The organism is Burkholderia sp. BCC0397, assembly GCF_902832865.1.
GTDB lineage: Bacteria > Pseudomonadota > Gammaproteobacteria > Burkholderiales > Burkholderiaceae > Burkholderia.
Map to the genome: position 1 here is coordinate 111,682 of NZ_CADFDL010000018.1, position 20,619 is coordinate 132,300.

Consider the following 20,619-nt stretch of genomic DNA (forward strand, 5'->3'; position numbering starts at 1 on the left):
CAAGCCCGTTATTAGCGTGAACAGGCCCTGGCGCAGCGGCGCTACGCGACCGCGCGCAGCCGCGCGAAACCGTTGCGCAGGTAGCGGGCCAGTTCCGTCGCGGCCGGCGTGCACTGGCCGCGCGGCACGTGCAGGTTGATCGAGAAATTCGGCAGGGCGGGCAGGCCGCTGCCGGCCGGCAGGATGTCGAGATCGGGCGGCACGGTGGACGCGAGCCAGACGGTCAGGGCGAGATCGGCGCGCACGGTCGCGGCCGTCGCATCGAAGCTGCCGTTCTCGAACACGGTGCGCCACGGGCGATCGCAGCCGCGCAGTGCGTCGAGCACCGTCGGGCGGAATGCGCAGGTCTGCGCGACCATCGATACCGGCAGCGGCGAGCGCCGGTGCGCGGCGCCGCCTTTCGCGCCGACCCACACCAGCCGGTCGACGGCGATGCACTCGCCGCGCGCCGATCCGACCGGCGCCTCGATCAGCGCGACATCGAGGTCGCCGCGCGTGAGCCCGCGCCGCAACTCCGGCGACGCCGCGCACACCAGCGTGAGCGAGACCTGCGGATGCGCGTGCGCATAGCTTTTCAGGATCGGCGCGAGACAGGTGCCGACGAGGTCCTGCGGCGCACCGAGACGCACCGCGCCTTCCACCGCGCCGGCGCTCAGGTCGGCGAGCAGCGCATCGTGGACGGCGAGCAGCCGGCGCGCCTGTTCGAGCAGCCGCTCGCCGGCCGCCGTCAGCAGCAGGTTGCGATGCTCGCGGACGAACAGCGGGCCGGACAACATTTCGAGCCGCGCGACCTGCTGGCTGATCGCGCCTTGCGTCAGGTGCAGCGCGTGGCCGGCCGCCGTCATGCTGCGATGATCGGCGACCGAGACGAATGCGCGCAGCAGCGCGAGGTCGAGATTGCGTGCCATGCGTCGCATTATGAACGCTAATGGCAGGCATAAAAAGCTTTCGCTGTCGTAATGGAAGAATCGCGGGTAAAAACGGAGCTTCAATAACGACAACCGGGAGCCTTCGTGCCGCTTCACGACTATTTGCCGCTGGTGCTGTTCGTGATCGTGTCCACCGTGACGCCGGGTGGCGCGACGACGCTCGCGACCGCATCGGGCGCTCATTTCGGCTATCGGCGTTCGCTGCCGCTGATGGCGGGCATCGCGGCTGGCCTCGCGTCGATGGCGGCGGCAGCCGCCGCCGGGCTCGGCGGTGTGCTGCTCGCGCTGCCCGCGTTGCAGCTTGCGATGAAGGCGGTCGGCTCGGCGTACCTGATGTGGCTCGCCGTGCGCATCGGCCGTGGCGGCAAGCCGCGGCTCGATGTCGACGTGCACCGGCCGCAAGGGTTCGTCAGCGGCGTGTGGATGCTCTGGCACAACCCGAAAGGCTGGGCGATGACGCTCGGCGCGGCCGCGTCGTTCGCGGCGCTCGCGTCGGGGCCGGCGCGGCTCGGCGTGCTGCTCGGCTTTGCATTCGGCGTGGCCGCGATGGCGTCGTTGTCGCTGTGGTGTTTCGCCGGGCTGCTGTTCGCTCGCGTGTTGCGCACGGAGCGGCAGTGGCGTTGCCTGAATGCGGGGCTCGGCTTGTTGCTCGTGGCGTCGATCGTGCCGATGTGGCTGCCGTAGCGGGAGGCCGCGCACGCGGCGCGGCCCGTCCCGTCTTCAGCGCGAACCGGCCAGTGCGTTGCGCGCCCGTGGGTCGTCGGTACCTGCACCGGCCGACCGTAACGGCAGCCGCAGCGTCGTCACGAAGCTCGCCGCATGCAGCGCGCACAGCAGGCCGAACGCCCACGCATACGCGACGGCCTGCGTGCCGCCGGCCGACGTCGATTCGGCCTGCAACCGCCACGCGAGAAACAGCGTGCATAGCGTCGTGAACGTCGGGCCGCCGAGCCGTTGCACGATATTGAGCGACGTGGTCGCCATCGGCAGGTTACGGCGCTCGACCGATGCATACGCGGCGGCGATCGACGGCGCGCCGATCGCACTCTGGCCCATGCCGCGCAGAAACAGCGCCGGTACGAGCACGAGCGGATCGTAGCCGGTCAGCGCGAGGAACACGAACGGCAGCGTGGCGACGAGTGCGAGCAAGGCGCCGGCGGCGGCCAGCCGCCGTACGCCGAACCGGCTCGTCAGCGCGCCCATCGACGGATAGGTGACGAGCATGCCGAGCCCGAGCGGCGCGAACAGCCAGCCCATTTCGCCCGGGGTACGTCCGCATGCCTGGATCAGGAACACGGGAATCAGCATCTGGCCTGCATACAGCGCGCCGTTCGACAGGAACTGCGTGCCGGCGGCCGCGCCGAACACGCGCGAGCGAAACAGTGCGAGATCGATCAGCGCACGCTGGCCCTGGCGGCGCTCGAAGCGCAGGAACATGACCAGCAGCAGCGCCGAGCCTGCGACCGCCGCGATGCCGAGCGCCGAGCCGATCCGCTCGACGCCGTACAGGAACAGCACGAGGCCCGGCGACAGCAACGCGAGGCCGATCCAGTCGAGTTCGCGCCGCGGTGCCTCGTCCCGGTCGCCGGGCAGGAACCGTGCGGCCAGTGCGAGCGCGAGCGCGCCGACGGGCAGGTTCACCAGAAACAGCCAGCGCCACGACGTGTGCTGCAGGATCGCGCCGGCCACGACCGGGCCGAGGATCGGCGCGAGCAGCACCGGTACCGCCGCGTAGCCGATCACGCGCGCCATCTGCTGGCCGGCGACGCGCGCGATCATCATCTGCGCCATCGGCGCGAGCAAGCCGCCGCTGACGCCTTGCAATACGCGGAACGCGATCAGCGACGGCGCGGACCACGCGAGCCCGCACAGCGCCGACGTCAACGTGAACGCCGAGAAGCACCACAGGTACAGCGCCTTCGCACCGATGCGGTCGACGAGCCAGCCGTTCAGCGGCAGCACCAGCGTCAGCGCGAGCAGATAGCCGCTCGTCACCCACTGGATCGTCGACAGGCTCGCATGCAGGTCGGTCGCGAGGCTCGACAGCGATACGTTGACGATCGTCGCATCGAGCTGCGACAGCAGCGAACCGAGCGTCGCGACCGCGCTGACTTTCCAGATCGACGGATCGAGCCGGCCGGCCGCGTGGCCCGGCGCCGGCTGGATGCGTTCGTCGCTCACGCGCCGCGCCGGTCGAGCAGCGCGACGATGTCCTGCGTCGTGCCGGTCTCGCCGAGGCGCGGGAACAGCCGCTCGATGCTGTTGATGTGCGCGTCCGCGTTGAGGTCGGTCATCGCGTCGACGGCGAGCGTCACGTGGTAGCCGAGTTCGTGCGCCTGTCGCGCGGTCGATTCGACGCCGATGCTCGTCGCGACGCCGGTCAGCACGATCTGCGTGACGCCGGCTGCCTTCAGGTGCGCGTCGAGACCGGTGCCGGTGAAGGCGCCCCAGGTCTGCTTCGTCACGACGTGGTCGTTCGGCTGGCGGTTCAGTTCGGGCACGAGTTCGGTCCAGTCGGCGGGAAGCTGCGCCGTGCGCGGCGCTTGCTCGGTGCGGCCCGGTGCGCCGCCCGCGACGTTGACCAGCACGACCGGCAGGCCGCGGCTGCGGAATGCGTCGAGCAGTTCGCGGGCGCGGGCGATCACCGGTGCGACCGGGTGCGCGGTGGGGAGGGCGACGATGCCTTTCTGCAGGTCGATGACGACCAGCGCCGTGTTCGTGTCGAGACGGGTTGCGCTCATGATGGGACTCCGGGGGAGAGGGCGAGGAAAGCCGTGCGCGCGCATGCTGCGTGGCGCACGGGCCGGGTTCACTGCTCGCCGATGCGGCGGATCAGCGGGATGGCTGCGACAAGCGTGTCGATATCTTGCGGATCGAGCTTCTCGATCGCGGCGCCGAGCCACTTGTGTTTCGCGGCGTTGCGCTTGCGTCGTGCGTCGAGGCCGGCGGCGGTGAGTTTGAACAGGATCTGGCGGCCGTCGGTCGGATGCGGTTCGCGCTCGACGAGCGCGTCTTCCTCGAGGCTCGCGAGGATCGCTTTCATCGACTGCGGCTTCATCGCCTCGGCGCGCGCGAGATCGGCGGTCGTCATCGGCCCGTGCCGATCGAGCCGCGCGAGCGCGCTCGTCTGGGACATGCCGAGCCCTTCGGAATCGACTTCGGAGCGCAGCCGGCGGATGAGCTGGCCGACCGCGAGGGTCAGGTCGGCGGCGACGGTGTCGGCGGAAACGCCGGGTTTGCGTGGCGGGTTCATGCGGCGAATCATAGATCACGACAGTTAAACTTGCAAGTTTAACTGTCGAATTGATCGCCGGCCGGCGGCGCTACCCGGCGCTTTCCGGTGCGACTACACGCGTCGATGCGCGACCGGTACGACTTCGCTGTATCGCGGGGTCGCGCTTTCGTGCAGCAGATCGCCGAGGTACTGGCCGAGTTCGTCCGCGGTGAGCGTGGACGGAATCTGCAGATTGGCCGGGCGCCGCTTGCCTTCGGCGCCGAGATCGAACACGGCCCAGCGTCCGTCCGTGCGCACCACGGCGAGCAGCCGGCCGAAGGCGTTGAAGCGGTATTCGTCCTGCATGGCGTCGCTCCCGGAGCGTGAACGCGCCGGCTGCCCGTGTGCGCTTACTGGATCGAACAGGACAGCCAGCGATGGATCTTGATTGCGTCGCTCGACACGCCGGCACGCGTCGGCGCGCCGAGCAGCACGACCGTTTCGCGGCGGCCCTTCACACGCATGCGCATCACGACACCGTGCCCCGATTCGTTGATGAAGCCGGTTTTCTGCAGCCGGATCGGCAGGCGGCGGTAGCGCACGAGCGGGTCGGAATTCACGTACACGAGTTCGCCGTCGCCGGGGCGCACGGTGGTCGACAGATCGGTCGAGAAATAGCGGATCAGCGGATCCTGCGCCGCCGCGCCGACGAGCCGCGCGAGATCTTCCGCCGTCGACACGTTGTGCGGCGACAGGCCGGTGGGCTCGCGGAAGTGCGTATGCCGCATGCCGAGCCGGCGCGCTTCGCGGTTCATCGCCTTGACGAACGCGGCGCGCCCGCCCGGGTAGTCGCGGCTCAGCGCGGCGGCCGCGCGATTCTCCGACGACATCAGCGCGATATGGAACATGTCGCGGCGCGACAGTTCCGAGCCGACCTGCAGGCGCGAACCGGTGAACTTGATCGTGTCGCGATCGCGCGCGGTCACACGCAGCACGCCGTTCAGCGGACGGTCGGCGTCGCGCGCGACGACGGCCGTCATCAGTTTCGAGATCGATGCGATCGGCCGTACGGTGCGTGCGTTGCGCGCCAGCAGCGGGGTGCCGGAATCGACGTCGAGCACGTAGGCCGCGCGTGAATGCAGCGAACCGACGGCGCGCGGGGTGTAGCCGCAACTGGCGAGCAGCTTTGGCTTCGCGGGCGGGCGCGGCCGCACGGCGGTCGTGCGTTTCGCGCGCCGCTGTTGCGGCGCGGGTGCCGCGTGGCGTTTGACCGCTTGATGCGTCACGCGCGAGCGGCGATGCTTGACGGCCTTTTTCTTGCGATGGGGTTTCTTCTTGACGGCCTTCGTGTGGGCATGCGGCTGCGCATGGGCGGTGCGATACGGCTGCACGCGTTGCGCGGACGCATTCGTGGCGAAGGCGAGCAGCAGGAACGAAAGGGCGAGGATCAGGGTGGTCCGGGCGCGAGGCAGGCGCGCGATGAGGCCGGTCAAGCGAAAGTCTCCTTTTCACGCGCGATGCGGCTGCGCGGAATGCATGGGCGGTCAGCGGGTGCGGGAAATTATACGGTCGATCGCGGGGCGATGACGATTGGATGACGCGCAATGACGCGTGATACAGGAGGATTTCGGTCGTTTTCGCGCTGCCGGGCAGCGGCGAGCGTGGGATGAAAGGCGGGCAGGTGCGCGGTTCAGCGCGGCCAGTTCCGCCGCGACACGACCGCGAAACTGATCGCGATCGACCCCGTCACCGCGCGTGGCGGCGCGTCTTCCAGCACATCGCCGAAGCGAAAGCGGCGGCTGCGCCCGTCCGTGCGTTCGGCACGACGCTTCGGTGCGCGGGTATCGGCGGCAACGGCGCATGCGTTTGCGTCCGCGACATCGGATGAGGGCTCGACTACGCAGTCGGACGCTGGATCGAGAGACATGAATGTGAATTCCGGGAAGGGCATGTCCGTATTGAACGCCATTGCATTCGATCGGTAAAATGAATGTTTTGATCGTTACGATTCCGTTAAAGAATGGAACTGAAATTACTGCGCACGTTCCTGACGGTCACCGAGCTGTGCCATTTCAGCCGTGCGGCCGATGCGTTGCACATGAGCCAGCCTGCGCTCAGCAAGCAGATCGGCGCGCTCGAGGCGAGCCTCGGCGGCAAGCTGTTCGAGCGCGGTCGGCATGGTGCGGAACTGACGCCGTTCGGCGAACGTTTCCTGCCCGACGCGCAGGCGCTCGTGCGCGATGCCGACGAAATCCTGGCACGTGCGCGGGAAGCGACCAGCGGGCAGCGCGGGCATTTGCGGCTCGGCATCTGCCTGTCCGTGCTGACGCTCGTGCCGAAACTGATCGCCGAATTCCGCCGTTGCAATCCAGGCATCGCGGTGACGCTGAGCGACCTGTCGTCGTCCGAACAGACACGCCAGCTGCGCGCCGGCAAGCTCGACGCGGGTTTCCTGCGTCTGCCTGCCGACGAAGGCTTGTCGTCGTTCAAGGTGATCGACGAAGCGCTCGCGCTCGCGGTGCCGCCGCATCTCGGCTTCAAGCGCGTGCCGGTCAACCTCGACGTGCTCAACGAGATCGGCTTCATCGCGCTGCAGCGTGCGCGCGGGCCGGGGCTGGCCGCACAGATCGACCGGTGGTGCGTCGAGCGCCGCTTCGTGCCGCACGTGATGCAGCAGGCGGAGGACGTGCAGTCGGTGTTGACGTCGGTCGCGGCCGGCGTCGGCGTCGCGTTCATCCCGTCGAGCGCGCGGTACCTGCTGCGCGACGCGACGGTGCTGCCGCTCGACGGCCGGGACGCGAAGTGGCGCGTGGGGCTCGCGTGGCGGGCCGATCGCGACGATCCCGTCACCACGCGTTTCGTGTCGTTCATGCGCGCCGCGCTCAAGGGGGCGTGACGCGGCGTATAGTGTCCGCGATCGTTTTCTCCACGCATGCCGGCCCGACGCCGGCCGACGAACCCGAACCGATGACTTCAGAATCCGACGAATCCCCGCTCGATCCCGCACTCGTCGCCACGCTCGCGACGCTGAACGAAGCCGCGAGCGATCCGGCCGGCAAGACGTGGTCGCTGCCGAAGATCGCGAAGCGCACGCAACTGCCGATGAGCACGCTGCGCCGTGTGCTGACGCAGTTGGACGCCGCCGGCCTGAGCGCGACGACGCTGAACGAGGACGGTACCGGCAGCGCCGCGCTGACCGACGAAGGGCGCGCGGTGTGCGCGCAGCTGTTCGGCGCGAACGACGCCCAATGATTGACGTCCTCCTCCGCGCCTAAAGGCGGAGGATTCCCACACCTGGCGATGCACGTCCGCATCGGAGAATGTTCAGCGCAGCGTTGGTATCTCGATCATGCTCGACACCACAGTCACTGCAGGTCCACTCTCTTACTCGCAGTCCCGCGATACCTTTCGGCCGCGTCGTGCTGTCTTTCGACCCGCACGCCGAACAGGACTGGGTCGAACCGCTTTCGTCCACTTCCTCGAACGTGGCCCCGTGCGCGACCGCTTTGTAACGGAGTTTGTTTCGGAAGGACGACCAGGACGCGTCGTAGACGCTCTTCGCCATCCTGGTTCTGGCGAGGTTGACAGCCGACACGTTGCCGACCGCGATGTAATCGAAGCGCCGCACCAGATCGAGCGCGAGCTTGTGCTGGAAATCGGCACGCGCATTCGCGACCTTGGCGTGCAGCTTCGCGATATGCCGCCTGTGCTTTCGCGCCCGTTGCGCTTGCGCCAGCTTTTCCGCCGCTCGTCGACCGAACGGGTCATTGGGCAGCTTCTCGCCGGTCGAAAGTGTGGCGAAGTCTTTCAGGCCGAGATCGATGCCGACACCGGAATGGATAGGTCGGGCCGGAACATCCGGCATCTCGATCACGATGTTGAGAAACCAGTTGCCGCGTGCATCCTGCGCAAAGTTGGTTCCGTCCTTGATCCTCCCTTCGGGAAGCGGTCGGCTGTTGAACACGCGAAAGGTGTTGCCGGCGAAACGGAACGCGTCACCCTCGCGCTTCAGGTCACGCCCCTTCAGCGGCACCCAGCCCAGCGATTTCCTGCCGCGATAGCGCAGGAAGGGCCGACGGTGCTGACTGCGCGACTTCGCGTATTGCTCGCACGTCGCGTTGACCGTGCCGGAGTGAATGCCGAGTTCCTTGCTGCTGCCGGTCGTGAGCACATTCAAGTCGAAACCGGTCGGCCACTTCTTGCTCCACTTGAGCGCGTGCTTCTGCGTGTCATTGCAGAAGTTCCAGACGTAGTTCACCGCACGGCTCTGCTTGTTAAGCAGTCCGTTGAGCGACTTCACCCGGTAGCGGTAGACAAGAATCATGCAGGTGATCCTAACCCGTGGAAGAAGCAGCCTGTCAACAGCACGCCTTTCCTTCCCGCCATCAATGGCGGGGTTTCTCGGAGCAAATTCTGATGAAAAAAACGGGCCGCGGATGCGGCCCGTTGCATACGGGTGGCTTGACGCGGACGTCGCGCCGGCCCGTTCGTCGCTCGCGAGCACGGGCCGGCACGTCGTCATCGACGCGACATCAGAACCACTGCTTGTAGCGGCGCACGTAGATCGTCTTGACGATCTGCGCGAGCACGATGTAGCCGACCATCGTCGCGGCGAGCCACAGCCAGTAGGTGTTCGGCAGGTGCATGAAGCCGAGCGAATCCGCGAACGGCGAGAACGGCAGCCAGCAGCCGATCGCGATCGCGGTGAAGGTCGACAGCAGCACCGGCAGCGCGGCCGTGCTCTGCAGGAACGGGATCTTCTGCGTGCGCAGCAGGTGCACGACGAGCGTCTGCGACACGAGGCTCTCGATGAACCAGCCCGAATTCATCACGATCTGGCCGCTCGCGCCGCCGTTCAGGTGATACAGCGCGCCCGCGCCGAACACGGTCCACATCAGGATGTACGTCGTGATGTCGAATACCGACGACGTGGGCCCGACCCACAGCATGAAGCGGCTGATGTTGCCGGCTTCCCACTTGCGCGGCTTCTTCAGGAACTCGGGGTCCATCTTGTCCCACGGCAGCAGCATCTGCGACGTGTCGTAGATCAGGTTCAGCACGAGCAGCTGCGTCGCGAGCATCGGCTCCCACGGCAGGAACGCGCTGGCGACGAGCACCGAGAACACGTTGCCGAAGTTCGAGCTGGCGGTCATGTTCAGGTACTTCAGGATGTTGCCGAACGTCTCGCGGCCCTTGATCACGCCTTCCTCGAGCACCATCAGGCTCTTTTCGAGCAGGATGATGTCGGCGGTTTCCTTCGCGATGTCGGCGCCGCTGTCGACCGAGATGCCGACGTCGGCGTCGCGCAGCGCGGGCGCGTCGTTGATGCCGTCGCCGAGGAAGCCGACCGTGTGGCCGTTCGCCTGCAGCGCCTTGACGATGCGCGCCTTCTGCAGCGGCGTGAGCTTCGCGAACACGGTCGTGCGTTCGACCACCTGCGCGAGCGTGGCATCGTCGAGCACTTCGATTTCGGTGCCGAGCATCGGCTTGCCGGGTTCGAGGCCGACCTGGCGGCACACCTTCATCGTGACGGTCGGATTGTCGCCCGTCAGCACCTTCACCGCGACGCCGTTTCCGCGCAGCGCGGCGAGCGCCGGCGCGGCCGATTCCTTCGGCGGATCGAGGAAGGTCAGGAAGCCGCGCACGACGAGATCGTGTTCGTCGGCGGTGCGGTATTGCGCGCGTTCGTCGCCGCGCGGGATCATGCGCGTGGCGAGTACGAGCACGCGGAAGCCGTCCTCGTTGTACGCGGTGGCCTGTTCGAGCAGCCGCTTGCGGGCCACGAAGTCGAGCGGGCGCACGCCGTCTTCGTCCTGCACGTGCGTGGAAACCGCCAGCATTTCCTCGACCGCGCCCTTGCAGATCAGCAGGTGCGTGCCGTGCGTATCCTCGACGACGACCGACAGGCGGCGCCGCACGAAGTCGAACGGCAGTTCGTCGATCTTCTTGTAGCCCTGCGGCTTCACGCGTTCGCCGATCTCGTCGGCGCGCGCGACGACCGCGATGTCGATCAGGTTCTTCTGGCCGCTCTGGTGGAAGCTGTTCAGCCAGCCGAGCCGCAGGATGTCCTCGTTCTTGTGGCCGGACAGGTCGAGGTGGTGTTCGAGGATGATCTTGTCCTGCGTGAGCGTGCCGGTCTTGTCGGTGCATAGCACGTCCATCGCGCCGAAGTTCTGCACCGAGTTCAGCCGCTTGACGACGACCTTGCGGCGCGCCATCGCGACCGCGCCGCGCGCGAGGTTCGCGCTGACGATCATCGGCAGCATCTCGGGCGTCAGGCCGACGGCCACCGCGAGTGCGAACGTGAGTGCGCTCAGCCAGTCGCCCTTGGTCAGGCCGTTGATCATGAATACGATCGGCACCATCACGAACATGAACTTGATCAGCAGCCAGCTGACGCTCGCGACACCGCGGTCGAAGCTCGTCTCGATGCGCTTGTGGCTCACGACGTTGCGCGCGAGCGAGCCGAAGTACGTGTCTTCGCCGGTCGCGACGACCACCGCCGTCGCCGTACCGCTGACGACGTTGGTGCCCATGAAGCAGACGTTCTCGAGATCGAGCAGCGACGCCGGTGCGTCGTTGGCCGCGCCGGCCGCGTGCGTGCTCGCGGATTTGCCGGCCACCGCGCCGAGCGTGTCGTACTTCTCGACGGGCAGCGCCTCGCCGGTCAGCACCGCCTGGCTGATGAACAGGTCGCGCGACGCGAGCAGCCGCACGTCGGCGGGGATCATGTCGCCGGCGGAAAGATGCACGATGTCGCCGGTCACGACTTCGCGCATCGGCACCTCGCGGCGCGTCGGCTCCGACGTGTCGGTCATGGCGCGCTGTACGGTGGCAGTCGTGCGGACCATCGCCTTGAGCTTCTCGGCCGCGCGCAGCGAACGGAATTCCTGCACGAAGCGCAGCAGCGCGCTGATCGTGACCATCGTCAGCAGGATCGTCATGCCGACGTAATCGCGATCGTCGGGCGCCGCGAAATAGACGTCGGTGCAGAAGCTGATGGCGGCCAGCACCAGCAGCACGTAGACGAACGGGTTGTGGAACGAGAGCAGCAGCTGGCGGGTCCAGTGCGGCGGCTTGTCGTGCGCGATTTCGTTCGGGCCGTCATGCTGCAGGCGGTCGGCGGCCTGGTCGTAGGTGAGGCCGCGCGTGCTGGTGTGCAGCGACTTCAGCGTGTCTTCGAGCGGGCGGGCTGCTTCCTGCGCGGCGCGCATGGTGCGCGGGTCGTTCTGCTGGCCGGCGCCGGCCTTGATGAAGCCGCGCTGTTTCTTGTGCGAGGTGTTGTGTCGTGTCGTCATGAATCGCTCCTTGCGCACGAGGCGGCGGGCGGGGAGCGGCCGTGACGTTATCGACGCACGAGCGCTCCCCGCCGCGTCGCGTCAGGCGCGATCGGATGTGGGTCGGTAAAGGCGGGAACGCTCGCCGGCGCGCGCGATGCGGTCGGCATGTCGATGCGCAGCGTCGCACCGGCGAGCGGTAATCGACTACTGTCGTCTGAGTTCATCTGCACTCCTGTCGGTTGCGGATAGTCGGCACGGGCGATCGGCAGCGGCGCGCGCAACGAAGCGCGCGGCCGGACGGCACGCGAATGGAGAGCGCACGCGGCTGACGCCGCGCGCAACACGAACGCACACGCGCGACGGCGCGTCGCGTGCATTCGACAACATCGAAAATTCGGCGGGGGATCTGGCCGGTAATCAGGCCGGAAGGGCGCCGCATCCTGCTTCCCGGGATGCGGCAGAAGACGAGGCTCTGCGCGTTTTCCTCAGGCAGCAGTCAAGTTGGTCGGACACCAACTACAACTCGCATCGGTGTTCACAGAACACTCCATGTAACTAGACGGGGGCGATGGTAATGGCTCGCTGTGCGAAGCGTCAACCCTTTTGTCAGGCGTTATTTCGAGATACTTGATCGCGCCGGTGCGCGTTCGCGGGCGCGTGCGACAGCCCGTCACGAAACAGCCGCGCGCGTGCCATGTCGGCATGCGCGCGGCTGCGTCGAACGGCGTGTCCGTTACTGGTTCGCGGTCGCGACGGCGGCCCCTGCATCGAGGATGCCCGAGCCTGCCGGCAGCGCCGTGCACGACGTGCCGGCCGCCAGCTTCGCCGCGCGCGTGCCGCCTTGCAGCTTCTGCAGGACCTGCGCGGGCGTGAGGTTGCCGTTCACCGACAGCATCAGCGCGGCGACCCCCGTTACCTGCGGCGCCGCGAGGCTGGTGCCGTTCGCGAGGCCATAGGTGTCCGAGCCCGGCGTCGTCGTGCCGGTGTTCGACGTCGACAGGATGTTGACGCCCGGTGCGCTCAGCGAGACATCGGCGCCGAAGTTGCTGAACGATGCGCGGCGGCCCGTCGCGTCGGTCGCGCCGACGGTGATCACGCCGCGGCAGTTCGCGGGCTGGTCGAGCCCGGTCGACAGGCCGTCGTTGCCGGCCGCGACGACCACGGTCACGCCTTTCGCGGTCACGTCGTCGATCGCCTGCTGGAACGTCGTGCTGCACGCGCCGACCCCGCCGAGGCTCAGGTTGATGATCTTCGCGGGATTCGGATTGTTCGGCACGCCGTTGACGGGAATGCCGGCTGCCCAGCGCATGCCGTCGGCGATGTCGCTCGTCACGCCGCCGCACTTGCCGAGCACGCGCACCGGCAGGATCTTGCTGAGCCACGATACGCCGGCGACGCCGGCGCCGTTGTTGGCGGTCGCGCCGATCACGCCCATCACGCGCGTGCCGTGCCAGCTGCTGTTGCTCGGCTGGCTTGCGCAGTGATAGAAGGGGCCGCTGGCGTTGTCGAGTTCCTGCTGCGTGACCCAGTCGCCCGGATCGGTTGCGTCCGAGCTGCGCGTCAAGCCGTTGTTGCTGGTGTTGACGTTGCTGATGAAGCTGTAGCCTTGCTGTATCAGATTGCCGGTGAGGTCGCCGTGCGGCCGGTAGCCGGTATCGAGCACGGCCGTGACGACGGTCGGCGAACCCTTGGTCACGTTCCACGCGGGCGGCAGGTCGATGCCGGCGGTCGCGTCGGACAGGTACCACTGCTGGTTGTAGAGCGGGTCGCTCGGCGTGTCGCGGATCTGCATCGGGTGATCCGGTTCCGCGTAGTCGACATCGCTGTCGGCCGCGAACGCCTGTGCGAGCGCGGCGGCATCGGTGGCGGCCATGCGCTGGCCGAGCGACAGCACGGCCGCGCCGTTCGAGATCGTTCGCTCGACCTGCACGTTCACCGGCGTTTGCGGGACCGTGCTCGCGTACGCGCGTGCGCTGCCGGTCACCGGCGCCATCCAGCGCGTCATCGCGCGCTGGATCACCGCGTCGAGTCGCGAGCCGTTGTCGATGGCCGCCATCGCGCGCGTGGCCGTCAGCGTTTTCAGCTTGACGATCAGGTGATCGACCGGCGGCTCGACCGGTGCGGTCTGCGCGGCCATCTGCACGGCGGCCTGCTGCGACGTGCACGCGTTGGTGCCGGACGACACGGGCGGGGTGGTCGGCGCGGGTGCGGGAGTGGGCGTTGGCGTCGGTGCGGGTGCCGGTGCGGGTGCCGCGTTGGACGAAGACGGGTTGCTGCCGTCGCCGCCGCCTCCGCCGCAACCGGCGAGGGGCAGCAGGGCGGCGGCGGACAGCATGCCGGCGAGCATGCGCGCATGTGCGGGGCGCGCCAGCGCGAAATTGAAGCGTTTGGCTTTCATGTTGAAAGTCGATCCTCGTAGATAACCGTCGTGCCGGCGGTGGTGCCTGGTCCGGCGTAAACCGGACCTTGTTTTTGTCGGGCGCACGCAAGGCTGCTGCGACGCGCCATGCATTGGGTAACGGCTGATGAGGCGGCTTCTTGAATATGTTTTGTGTGAAAAAGGCGCGAGACGCAAACGATTGCGATGCTGCTTTGCAGCATGAACACGCGTTTGGAACGGGTGATCTGTTCATGGGGTGCAAGATTGCAGGCGGTCGACCCAGCGAAACGTGCGGCGCAGGCGCTTTTGCGCGCCGCGGAAACGATTACGCTCGGTGAAGCCCGCGACGGAAAGCGCTTGACGCTTTCCCCGATGCGGTGCGAATTTTGTCGGGCGTAGGATCGCGATTCGATCAACGTTTCGTCAGGAGACACGCATGGATCGCCGTTTCCGTTGGTTCGCCGTCGCGCTGGCCTGTGCGCTGGCCGGCACCGCGCACGCGCAGGCCCTTACCGGTACGCTGAAGAAGATCAAGGACACGGGCGTCGTGTCGCTGGGCATTCGCGAGTCGTCGGTGCCGTTTTCGTATTCGGACAACCAGCAGAAGAACATCGGCTACTCGCGCGATATCGCGTCGCGCATCATCGATCAGGTGAAGACGGACCTGAACCTGCCGAACCTCGCGGTGAAGGAAATCCCGATCACGTCGCAGAACCGCATTCCGCTGCTGCAGAACGGGACGATCGACTTCGAATGCGGCTCGACGACGAACACGCTCGAACGGCAAAAGCAGGCCGCGTTCTCGAACAGCATCTTTCTGTACGGCATCCGTTTCAGCACGCGCAAGGATTCGGGCGTGAAGGACTTTGCGGACCTGGCCGGCAAGACGGTCGCGACGACGGCCGGCACGTCGGACGAGCGCCTGTTGCGCAAGCTCAACGAAGAGAAGGCGATGAACATGACGATCATCAGCGCGAAGGATCATGCCGAAGCGTTCATGAACGTCACAACCGGGCGCGCGGTGGCGTTCGTGATGGACGAGCCGCTGCTGTACGGCGAGATCGCGAAGGACCGCAACCCGGGTGCGTACACGGTCGCCGGCACGCCGCTCGTTCACGAAAACTACGCGTGCATGATGCGCAGGGACGATCCGGCGTTCAAGCGCGTCGTCGACGGCGTGATCGCGAAGATGCAGACCTCCGGCGCGGCCGAGAAGCTGTACGACCAGTGGTTCACGCAACCGATTCCGCCGAAGGGCGTGAGCCTCAACTATCCGCTGTCGGCGGAGATGAAGCAGCTGTTCAGGAATCCGACGGACCAGGCGCAGTATTGATCGCGTCGACGTGAGCATGGGCAGCTCGATACGTCCGGTGTCGGCCTGCGCGATCGAGTTCCGCTGTTTCTTTCGCGGCGATGCGATGGCCGTGCGGCTGCCGTGAGCGGTCGCCGTACCACCTGAGTCGCATGACGAAGCCGTTTCCCTGATTCCTCGCCGGGCATCCGTCCGGCCCCGCCTTTCCGACTCTTTCCCTTTCGCCTGAATCCCGCGCCGGGCGCCGAACGGCGGCCGGCGCATGCGCGTGCGATTTGCATCCAGCCACGCCGCCTGTCGCGTAAACCCGGATTCAGATTTCAATTTGAACTGGTCAGAATCTGCCGAAATTGTTCAACAATTTTCGGCGGAAAATCCCGGAAAGCCGCGTACGGTGGCGCACGGGAGGCGTTGCGGTGTTTCAGCGCGAGAGCCGAATAACCCTGGAGCTTCGCGATGTCAGCTCGTTTTCCGCTTCGTCGTTTCCTCCGCGGCGCGCTCGTGCCGCTGGCCTTCGCGTGCTCGTTCGCGGCGGCGGCTCCGCTGCAGACGGTGCGGCCCGGCACGCTGCTGGTGGGCTCGGACCTCACGTATCCGCCTTACGCGTATCTGGACGCCGGCAAACCCGCCGGTTTCGACGCGGAGTTCTCGCGGATGCTCGCGCGTCACCTGAAGCTGGAGCCGGTGTTTCTCGACACGCGTTTTCCGGACCTGATCCTCGGGATGAAGGCGCGCCGCTTCGACGTCGTCGCGTCCGCGCTCTACGTGACGCCCGATCGCGTGAAGCAGGTCGATTTCGTGCCGTACCTGAAGACGGGTGCGTCGCTGCTGGTGGCGAAGGGCAGCGCGTTTCTGCCGAAGACGCCGCAGGACCTGTGCGGCAAGCGGGTCGGCTCGATCAAGGGTGCGTCGTGGACGCCCAGGCTGCGCGCGGTGTCGCAGGACGCATGCAAGGCGGCTGGGCGCGACGAGATCGCGATCCGCGAGTTTCCGACGTCGCCGGAAGCGACGTCCGCGCTGATGTCGAGAGCGGTCGACGTCCAGATCGAGGACGCGGCCGTCGCGCAGGGGATTCCGAAGCAGACGAACGGGCGCGTCGAAATCAGTTCGACCACGTTGCTGTATCCGATCGTGATCGGCCTGGGCGTGACGAAGGGCGACGGCAGCCTGCTGGGCACGCTCGAAGGCGCGCTGAAGGAGGCGAAGCGCAGCGGCGAATACGACAGTCTCGTGAAGAAATACGGGCTGCAGGAACCGACGCCCGCCGACGTCGCCGCCGCGCTTGGTACTGCGAAGTAAGCGTGCAATAGACGAGCAGTAAGCGCGACGTACGCGCGACCCGCCTGCCGCGCGCGGCGCGTCGGGCGGCCGCATCACCCTCCCGGATTGAGGAGTCTTCGATGCAGTTCGATTGGCACTATGCGTTTCAGCTCTTGTGGGACAGGGATTTCTGGCGCGCGTGCGTCGTGGTCGTCGAACTCAGCGTCGCCGCGTGGGTGCTCGGCGTGTTGCTCGGGTTTCCGGTGGCGCTCGCGCGGCAGTCGCACCAGCCGCTGCTGAAGCGCGCGGCGGCCATCTACATCTGGTTCTTCCGCAGCCTGCCGCTGCTCGTGCTGCTGGTCTTCATCTACAACCTGCCGCAGGTCTTTCCCGCAACCAGCGCGGTGCTGTCCGATCCGTTCACGGCCGGCCTGATCGCGATGGTGCTGAGCGAGACCGCGTATTTTGCGGAGATTCATCGCGGCGGAATCCTGTCGGTGCCGCGCGGGCAGATCGAGGCCGGCCGTGCGCTCGGCATCCGCTTCACCGGCATCCAGCGGATGATCGTGATGCCGCAGGCGATCCGCATCGCATTGCCGGCGCTCGCGAACGAGTTCATCACGATCGTGAAGCTGACGTCGCTGGTGTCGGTGATTTCGCTGGCCGAGATCCTGCTCGTCGGGCAGCGGCTGTACACGCAGAATTTCCTCGTGTTCGAAACGATGCTGGCCGTCGCGTTCTATTACGTGCTGATCGTCACCGTGTTCAGCCGGCTGCTCGGTTATCTGGAGCGGCACCTCGACGTGAGCCGCCGCACGTCCGCGCCGGCCGGCCCGGCGACGCTCGAATTGCCGCTGTCGGCGCCTGCCGTCGCGCCGCGGCCGCGCGCGAGCGCCGAATTCGCGCTGCGCGTGAAAGGCGTGCAGCAGCGCTACGGCCGTCACGAGGTGCTGAAGGACGTTCATCTTGACGTCGTGCCCGGGCAGGTCGTGTCGATCATCGGCCCGTCCGGTTCCGGCAAGACGTCGCTGATTCGCACCATCAACGGTCTCGCGCCGGTGAACGCGGGCGAGATCGACCTGTACGGCGAGTCATTCATTCGCGCGTCGGGCTCGCATCCGCCGCGCGTGTCGAGCGAGCGGATTCTCGATATCGGCATGGTGTTCCAGAGCTTCAACCTGTTCCCGCATCGCACCGCGCTGCAGAACGTGATGATGGCGCCGTGCTATCACCGCCAGGCCGATGTGGCCGCGATCCGGCTGCAGGCGTTGTCGCTGCTGTCGAAGGTCGGGATGCTCGAGCATGCGAACAAGTATCCGCATCAGTTGTCGGGCGGCCAGCAGCAGCGCGTCGCGATTGCGCGCGCACTCGCGACGCGGCCGTCGATCATGCTGTTCGACGAGCCGACCTCGGCGCTCGACCCGGAACTCGTCGGCGAAGTGCTGAAAGTGGTCGAAACGCTCGCGAAGGAGGGGATGACGATGATCATCGTGACCCACGAAATGAACTTCGCGTTCACGGTGTCCGACCGGATCGTGTTCATGGAGAACGGCCGGATCCTGTACGACGTGCCGCCGGAGCAGATTCGCGGCAGCGCGGATACGCGCGTGAAGGACTTTCTCAAGCATGTTCACTTCGCATGACGAATGACCGGACGGGAGCAGGCATGCACGGCGCGGATCGTCGGCAGGACGACATGAACGAACAGGCGTGTGCCGACCGCCTGCGCGGGTGTCTCGAGCGTGCGGATGCGCATCCCGGCGACATCGGAACCGCATGGCTCGCACGTCGCGACCAAGCGGCGGCTGGCGAAGCGCGTGCGCGCGATACGGCGCGGCGCGAAGGTGAGGCTGGCGTGCCGCTGGCCGGCACCGTGCTGACGGTGAAGGCGTGTTTCGATTGCGAAGGCTGGGTCACGCATGCCGGTTCCCGGGTGCTGGCCGACGAGCCGCCGGCGCGCAGCGACGCCGCGCTGGTGTCGGCGCTGCGTCGCGCCGGCGCGGTGCTGGTCGCGCAGACGGCGATGACCGAGTTCGCGTACGGCGCGCTCGGGGTGAACCGCGCATATGGAACGCCGACGACGCCGCTCGATGCGCGGCGCGAGCGGGTGGCCGGCGGATCGAGTTCGGGTGCGGCGGTGTCGGTGGCGCTCGGCGCGGCCGACCTGTCGCTGGGTTCCGATACGAGCGGTTCCGCGCGCATTCCGGCGGCATTCTGCGGGGTGACCGGATTCAAGCCTTCGCGCGGACGCTATGCGACCGACGGCATGCAGTTTCTGTCGACCAGCTTCGACGTACCGGGCTTGCTGGCCGCGACGGTCGGTCTGTGCCGGCAAGCGGACGCGGCGTTGCATGGCGCAGACGCATCCCGCCGGCAAGGACAACCGGCAAGCATCCGCGATCTGCATTTCATCGTGCCCGAGCCGTTCGCCACCGACGACCTCGACCCTGTCGTCGGGCACACATTCGATGCGTGGTTGTCGCGTCTTTCCGCGCGTGGCGCGCGGATCAGCCGTAAGCGGCTCGATTGCGTGGCCGAGGCCGGCGCCGTCGCACGCGCGGGCGGCATCATCGCAGCGGAGGCGTTCATGCTGCATCGCGCGCGTCTCGCAACGGCCTCGGATCGCTACGATCCATTGGTTGGCCCGCGCATCGCCGCAGGCGAGCACGTGCGCGCGCACGACTATGCGGCCGCATTGCTGCGTCTCGCCGCGCTTGCCGACACGTATCACGCCGATCTCGGCGACGCGGATGCCGTGCTGACGCCGACGGTGCCGATGCTGCCTCCGCGCGTGGCCGATCTGGCCGACGAAGCCGTCTATCTCGCGCAGAACGCGCGGGCATTCCGGCTCACCGAATTCGCGAACCGGCTCGATCTGCCGAGCATCAGTGTGCCGGGCGACCTGCAGAGCAGGCAGCCCGTCGGCCTGCTGATCACCGGACGCCGCGGCGAAGACGCACGGCTCTTCGATGCCGCGGCCGCGGTCGAACGTACGCTGACCGGATTCGCATGACGTGTTTCCCTGCGGCAAGGATCGCCTTGCCATCTTTCATCGCCACTATTCAGAGGTACTTATGATAATCGTGAGATCGGCCGATATCGCCAATACCGAACGCCACGCCAGCGGTCCGGGCTGGGACAGCAAACGCATGATCGTCAAGCAGGACGGCGTCGGCTATTCCGTCCACGAGACACGCGTGCATGAAGGCGCGGAGTTGCATCTGCACTACAAGAACCACTTCGAAACCAACTATTGCGTGGCGGGAGAAGGGGAAGTCGTCGATACGGCGACCGGCGACGTGCACCGGATCACGCCCGGAACGATCTATGCACTGAACCTGAACGATCCGCATATCCTGCGTGCGACGCGCGGCGACCTGCACCTCGTGTGCGTGTTCAATCCGCCGCTGACGGGGCTCGAAACGCACCGGGAAGACGGCAGTTACGCGCTGCCGACGGAAGCGCAAGCCTGACCGCGCGTGATGCGTATCCGCTGAGGGCCGCATCGCGCGGCACGCAGCGGCGGCATTCGGTTCAGGCGACCTCGCGATGGCTGCGCTTGATCGCTTCGATCAGCATCCGCTCGGAATCGTCGAGATAGCGCGTGAGCGTGGTGACGGCCTCGCTGCGGCGATTCTGCGTGAGCAGGTCGTAGATCCGGTATTCGCGTTGGATCCAGTCGGGCGTCTGTATGCGCTTCTCGTCGGGATCGGCGGCAAAGACGAGGCGCAGTTGCGCCGAGATGGTTCGGAAGAACTCGTCGAGCAGCGCCGATTTCTGCAGCGCGACGATGTGCTGGTGAAACCGCAGGCTGTGCGTGCCGACCGCCTGCCAGTTTTCCTTGTCGAGTTCGCGTTCGGCCGCACGAATGGCGGTCTGCATTTTCTCGAGCAGCGCCGGCTGCGCGAGTTCGGCCGTGTTCAGCGCATGCAGTTCGAGCGTGCGGCGCGCGACGTAGAGATCGCGCACGTCCTGGCGATTCAGCGTGCGCACGACGACGCCCTTGTGCCGCACGAACGTGACGAGCCCTTCACGGCCAAGCTGGTGCAGGACTTCGCGGAGCGAGTTGCGCGACGTATCGTATTCGGCGGCGAGGTCCATCTCGATCAGCGCGGTGCCGGGCGGCAGCTTGCCGCTGATGATGTGTTCGCGCAGTTGATGGCTGATCCGGTCGGCGACCGACTGTCCTCTCGCTTTTTCGCTTGCCATTCCGTTCGTTCGCTCCTCTCCTGATCGTGCGCCGC

At 66.9% G+C, this 20,619-nt stretch carries 21 protein-coding genes; 8 read left to right on the forward strand and 13 right to left on the reverse strand.

All coding sequences use genetic code 11. The features are described from left to right. Window positions 1-41: 41 nt before the first annotated feature. The gene (locus HWX03_RS33655) at window positions 42-917 is read right to left on the reverse strand and encodes a LysR substrate-binding domain-containing protein (RefSeq protein WP_175821593.1); all 876 of its coding nucleotides are present in this window, start codon (window positions 915-917) and stop codon (window positions 42-44) included. A 96-nt stretch (window positions 918-1,013) separates the two neighbouring features. Between HWX03_RS33655 and HWX03_RS33660 the strand changes: the two genes are divergently transcribed. Then, window positions 1,014-1,613 (forward strand): LysE family transporter, encoded by a 600-nt coding sequence (locus tag HWX03_RS33660; RefSeq protein ID WP_175874244.1) that lies wholly within the window; start codon window positions 1,014-1,016, stop codon window positions 1,611-1,613. Between the two features lie 36 nt (window positions 1,614-1,649). Here HWX03_RS33660 and HWX03_RS33665 read toward each other — a convergent pair whose 3' ends face one another. The 6 genes from HWX03_RS33665 to HWX03_RS33690 form a co-directional block, all read right to left on the reverse strand. After that, window positions 1,650-3,110, reverse strand: a complete 1,461-nt coding sequence (locus HWX03_RS33665) for a DHA2 family efflux MFS transporter permease subunit (protein ID WP_175874245.1) — start codon at window positions 3,108-3,110, stop codon at window positions 1,650-1,652. Next, window positions 3,107-3,670 carry a cysteine hydrolase gene (locus HWX03_RS33670; protein ID WP_175874246.1) on the reverse strand — a complete coding sequence of 188 codons (564 nt, stop codon included), beginning with the start codon at window positions 3,668-3,670 and terminating at the stop codon, window positions 3,107-3,109. The genes HWX03_RS33665 and HWX03_RS33670 overlap by 4 nt, the downstream gene beginning before the upstream one ends. Window positions 3,671-3,738: 68 nt before the next feature. Next, window positions 3,739-4,194 carry a MarR family transcriptional regulator gene (locus HWX03_RS33675; RefSeq protein ID WP_175874247.1) on the reverse strand — a complete coding sequence of 152 codons (456 nt, stop codon included), beginning with the start codon at window positions 4,192-4,194 and terminating at the stop codon, window positions 3,739-3,741. A gap of 81 nt (window positions 4,195-4,275) precedes the next feature. Next, window positions 4,276-4,509, reverse strand: coding sequence for a hypothetical protein (locus HWX03_RS33680; protein ID WP_175822102.1), 234 nt, complete (start codon window positions 4,507-4,509; stop codon window positions 4,276-4,278). Window positions 4,510-4,553: 44 nt separating this feature from the next. Then, window positions 4,554-5,636 carry a serine hydrolase gene (locus tag HWX03_RS33685; protein ID WP_175874248.1) on the reverse strand — a complete coding sequence of 361 codons (1,083 nt, stop codon included), beginning with the start codon at window positions 5,634-5,636 and terminating at the stop codon, window positions 4,554-4,556. A 197-nt stretch (window positions 5,637-5,833) separates the two neighbouring features. Beyond that, complete coding sequence (locus tag HWX03_RS33690; protein WP_175821587.1) at window positions 5,834-6,112, reverse strand: hypothetical protein; 279 nt, start codon at window positions 6,110-6,112, stop codon at window positions 5,834-5,836. A 51-nt stretch (window positions 6,113-6,163) separates the two neighbouring features. Between HWX03_RS33690 and HWX03_RS33695 the strand changes: the two genes are divergently transcribed. Together HWX03_RS33695 and HWX03_RS33700 are read left to right on the forward strand one after the other, a co-directional pair. Beyond that, window positions 6,164-7,039: a LysR substrate-binding domain-containing protein gene (locus HWX03_RS33695; protein ID WP_175874249.1), complete on the forward strand. Its 876-nt coding sequence runs from the start codon at window positions 6,164-6,166 to the stop codon at window positions 7,037-7,039. Window positions 7,040-7,110: 71 nt separating this feature from the next. Then, entirely contained in the window at window positions 7,111-7,395 is a 285-nt protein-coding gene (locus HWX03_RS33700; protein ID WP_071332416.1) for a transcriptional regulator, read from the forward strand. A gap of 19 nt (window positions 7,396-7,414) precedes the next feature. Here HWX03_RS33700 and HWX03_RS33705 read toward each other — a convergent pair whose 3' ends face one another. From HWX03_RS33705 to HWX03_RS33725, 5 genes are all read right to left on the reverse strand, one after another. Further along, a complete protein-coding gene (locus tag HWX03_RS33705; protein ID WP_175874278.1) occupies window positions 7,415-8,467 on the reverse strand; it encodes an RNA-guided endonuclease TnpB family protein in 1,053 nt (350 codons plus the stop codon). Between the two features lie 208 nt (window positions 8,468-8,675). Further along, on the reverse strand, window positions 8,676-11,441 hold the full coding sequence (mgtA, locus tag HWX03_RS33710; RefSeq protein ID WP_175874250.1) for a magnesium-translocating P-type ATPase: 2,766 nt from the start codon (window positions 11,439-11,441) through the stop codon (window positions 8,676-8,678). A gap of 47 nt (window positions 11,442-11,488) precedes the next feature. Then, window positions 11,489-11,647 (reverse strand): hypothetical protein, encoded by a 159-nt coding sequence (locus HWX03_RS33715; protein ID WP_175821583.1) that lies wholly within the window; start codon window positions 11,645-11,647, stop codon window positions 11,489-11,491. A 509-nt stretch (window positions 11,648-12,156) separates the two neighbouring features. Next, window positions 12,157-13,821, reverse strand: coding sequence for a S8 family peptidase (locus tag HWX03_RS33720; protein ID WP_175874251.1), 1,665 nt, complete (start codon window positions 13,819-13,821; stop codon window positions 12,157-12,159). Next, a complete protein-coding gene (locus HWX03_RS33725; protein ID WP_175821581.1) occupies window positions 13,818-14,237 on the reverse strand; it encodes a hypothetical protein in 420 nt (139 codons plus the stop codon). Before HWX03_RS33725 ends, HWX03_RS33720 begins: the two co-directional genes overlap by 4 nt. Before the next feature lie 2 nt (window positions 14,238-14,239). Between HWX03_RS33725 and HWX03_RS33730 the strand changes: the two genes are divergently transcribed. The 5 genes from HWX03_RS33730 (at window position 14,240) to HWX03_RS33750 (ending at window position 19,848) form a co-directional block, all read left to right on the forward strand. Then, window positions 14,240-15,136: a glutamate/aspartate ABC transporter substrate-binding protein gene (locus HWX03_RS33730; protein WP_175874252.1), complete on the forward strand. Its 897-nt coding sequence runs from the start codon at window positions 14,240-14,242 to the stop codon at window positions 15,134-15,136. 435 nt (window positions 15,137-15,571) lie between these two features. Beyond that, window positions 15,572-16,414 (forward strand): ABC transporter substrate-binding protein, encoded by an 843-nt coding sequence (locus HWX03_RS33735; protein WP_175874253.1) that lies wholly within the window; start codon window positions 15,572-15,574, stop codon window positions 16,412-16,414. Between the two features lie 101 nt (window positions 16,415-16,515). Beyond that, entirely contained in the window at window positions 16,516-18,018 is a 1,503-nt protein-coding gene (locus tag HWX03_RS33740; RefSeq protein ID WP_175874254.1) for an amino acid ABC transporter permease/ATP-binding protein, read from the forward strand. Between the two features lie 23 nt (window positions 18,019-18,041). Continuing rightward, on the forward strand, window positions 18,042-19,388 hold the full coding sequence (locus tag HWX03_RS33745) for an amidase family protein (RefSeq protein ID WP_175874255.1): 1,347 nt from the start codon (window positions 18,042-18,044) through the stop codon (window positions 19,386-19,388). A 61-nt stretch (window positions 19,389-19,449) separates the two neighbouring features. Then, window positions 19,450-19,848 carry an ectoine synthase gene (locus tag HWX03_RS33750; RefSeq protein WP_175874256.1) on the forward strand — a complete coding sequence of 133 codons (399 nt, stop codon included), beginning with the start codon at window positions 19,450-19,452 and terminating at the stop codon, window positions 19,846-19,848. 61 nt (window positions 19,849-19,909) lie between these two features. Here HWX03_RS33750 and HWX03_RS33755 read toward each other — a convergent pair whose 3' ends face one another. Beyond that, window positions 19,910-20,584 carry a GntR family transcriptional regulator gene (locus HWX03_RS33755; protein ID WP_175874257.1) on the reverse strand — a complete coding sequence of 225 codons (675 nt, stop codon included), beginning with the start codon at window positions 20,582-20,584 and terminating at the stop codon, window positions 19,910-19,912. Window positions 20,585-20,619 lie beyond the last annotated feature (35 nt).

What these genes read in the sequence shown, in the direction of transcription:
- HWX03_RS33655 (WP_175821593.1), bottom strand. Translation starts at nt 917, where the DNA reads ATGCGACGCATGGCACGCAATCTCGACCTCGCGCTGCTGCGCGCATTC.
- HWX03_RS33670 (WP_175874246.1), bottom strand. Translation starts at nt 3,670, where the DNA reads ATGAGCGCAACCCGTCTCGACACGAACACGGCGCTGGTCGTCATCGAC.
- HWX03_RS33675 (WP_175874247.1), bottom strand. Translation starts at nt 4,194, where the DNA reads ATGATTCGCCGCATGAACCCGCCACGCAAACCCGGCGTTTCCGCCGAC.
- HWX03_RS33680 (WP_175822102.1), bottom strand. Translation starts at nt 4,509, where the DNA reads ATGCAGGACGAATACCGCTTCAACGCCTTCGGCCGGCTGCTCGCCGTG.
- HWX03_RS33690 (WP_175821587.1), bottom strand. Translation starts at nt 6,112, where the DNA reads ATGGCGTTCAATACGGACATGCCCTTCCCGGAATTCACATTCATGTCT.
- HWX03_RS33695 (WP_175874249.1), top strand. Translation starts at nt 6,164, where the DNA reads ATGGAACTGAAATTACTGCGCACGTTCCTGACGGTCACCGAGCTGTGC.
- HWX03_RS33700 (WP_071332416.1), top strand. Translation starts at nt 7,111, where the DNA reads ATGACTTCAGAATCCGACGAATCCCCGCTCGATCCCGCACTCGTCGCC.
- HWX03_RS33705 (WP_175874278.1), bottom strand. Translation starts at nt 8,467, where the DNA reads ATGATTCTTGTCTACCGCTACCGGGTGAAGTCGCTCAACGGACTGCTT.
- mgtA (WP_175874250.1), bottom strand. Translation starts at nt 11,441, where the DNA reads ATGACGACACGACACAACACCTCGCACAAGAAACAGCGCGGCTTCATC.
- HWX03_RS33715 (WP_175821583.1), bottom strand. Translation starts at nt 11,647, where the DNA reads ATGAACTCAGACGACAGTAGTCGATTACCGCTCGCCGGTGCGACGCTG.
- HWX03_RS33720 (WP_175874251.1), bottom strand. Translation starts at nt 13,821, where the DNA reads ATGAAAGCCAAACGCTTCAATTTCGCGCTGGCGCGCCCCGCACATGCG.
- HWX03_RS33730 (WP_175874252.1), top strand. Translation starts at nt 14,240, where the DNA reads ATGGATCGCCGTTTCCGTTGGTTCGCCGTCGCGCTGGCCTGTGCGCTG.
- HWX03_RS33735 (WP_175874253.1), top strand. Translation starts at nt 15,572, where the DNA reads ATGTCAGCTCGTTTTCCGCTTCGTCGTTTCCTCCGCGGCGCGCTCGTG.
- HWX03_RS33740 (WP_175874254.1), top strand. Translation starts at nt 16,516, where the DNA reads ATGCAGTTCGATTGGCACTATGCGTTTCAGCTCTTGTGGGACAGGGAT.
- HWX03_RS33745 (WP_175874255.1), top strand. Translation starts at nt 18,042, where the DNA reads ATGCACGGCGCGGATCGTCGGCAGGACGACATGAACGAACAGGCGTGT.
- HWX03_RS33750 (WP_175874256.1), top strand. Translation starts at nt 19,450, where the DNA reads ATGATAATCGTGAGATCGGCCGATATCGCCAATACCGAACGCCACGCC.
- HWX03_RS33755 (WP_175874257.1), bottom strand. Translation starts at nt 20,584, where the DNA reads ATGGCAAGCGAAAAAGCGAGAGGACAGTCGGTCGCCGACCGGATCAGC.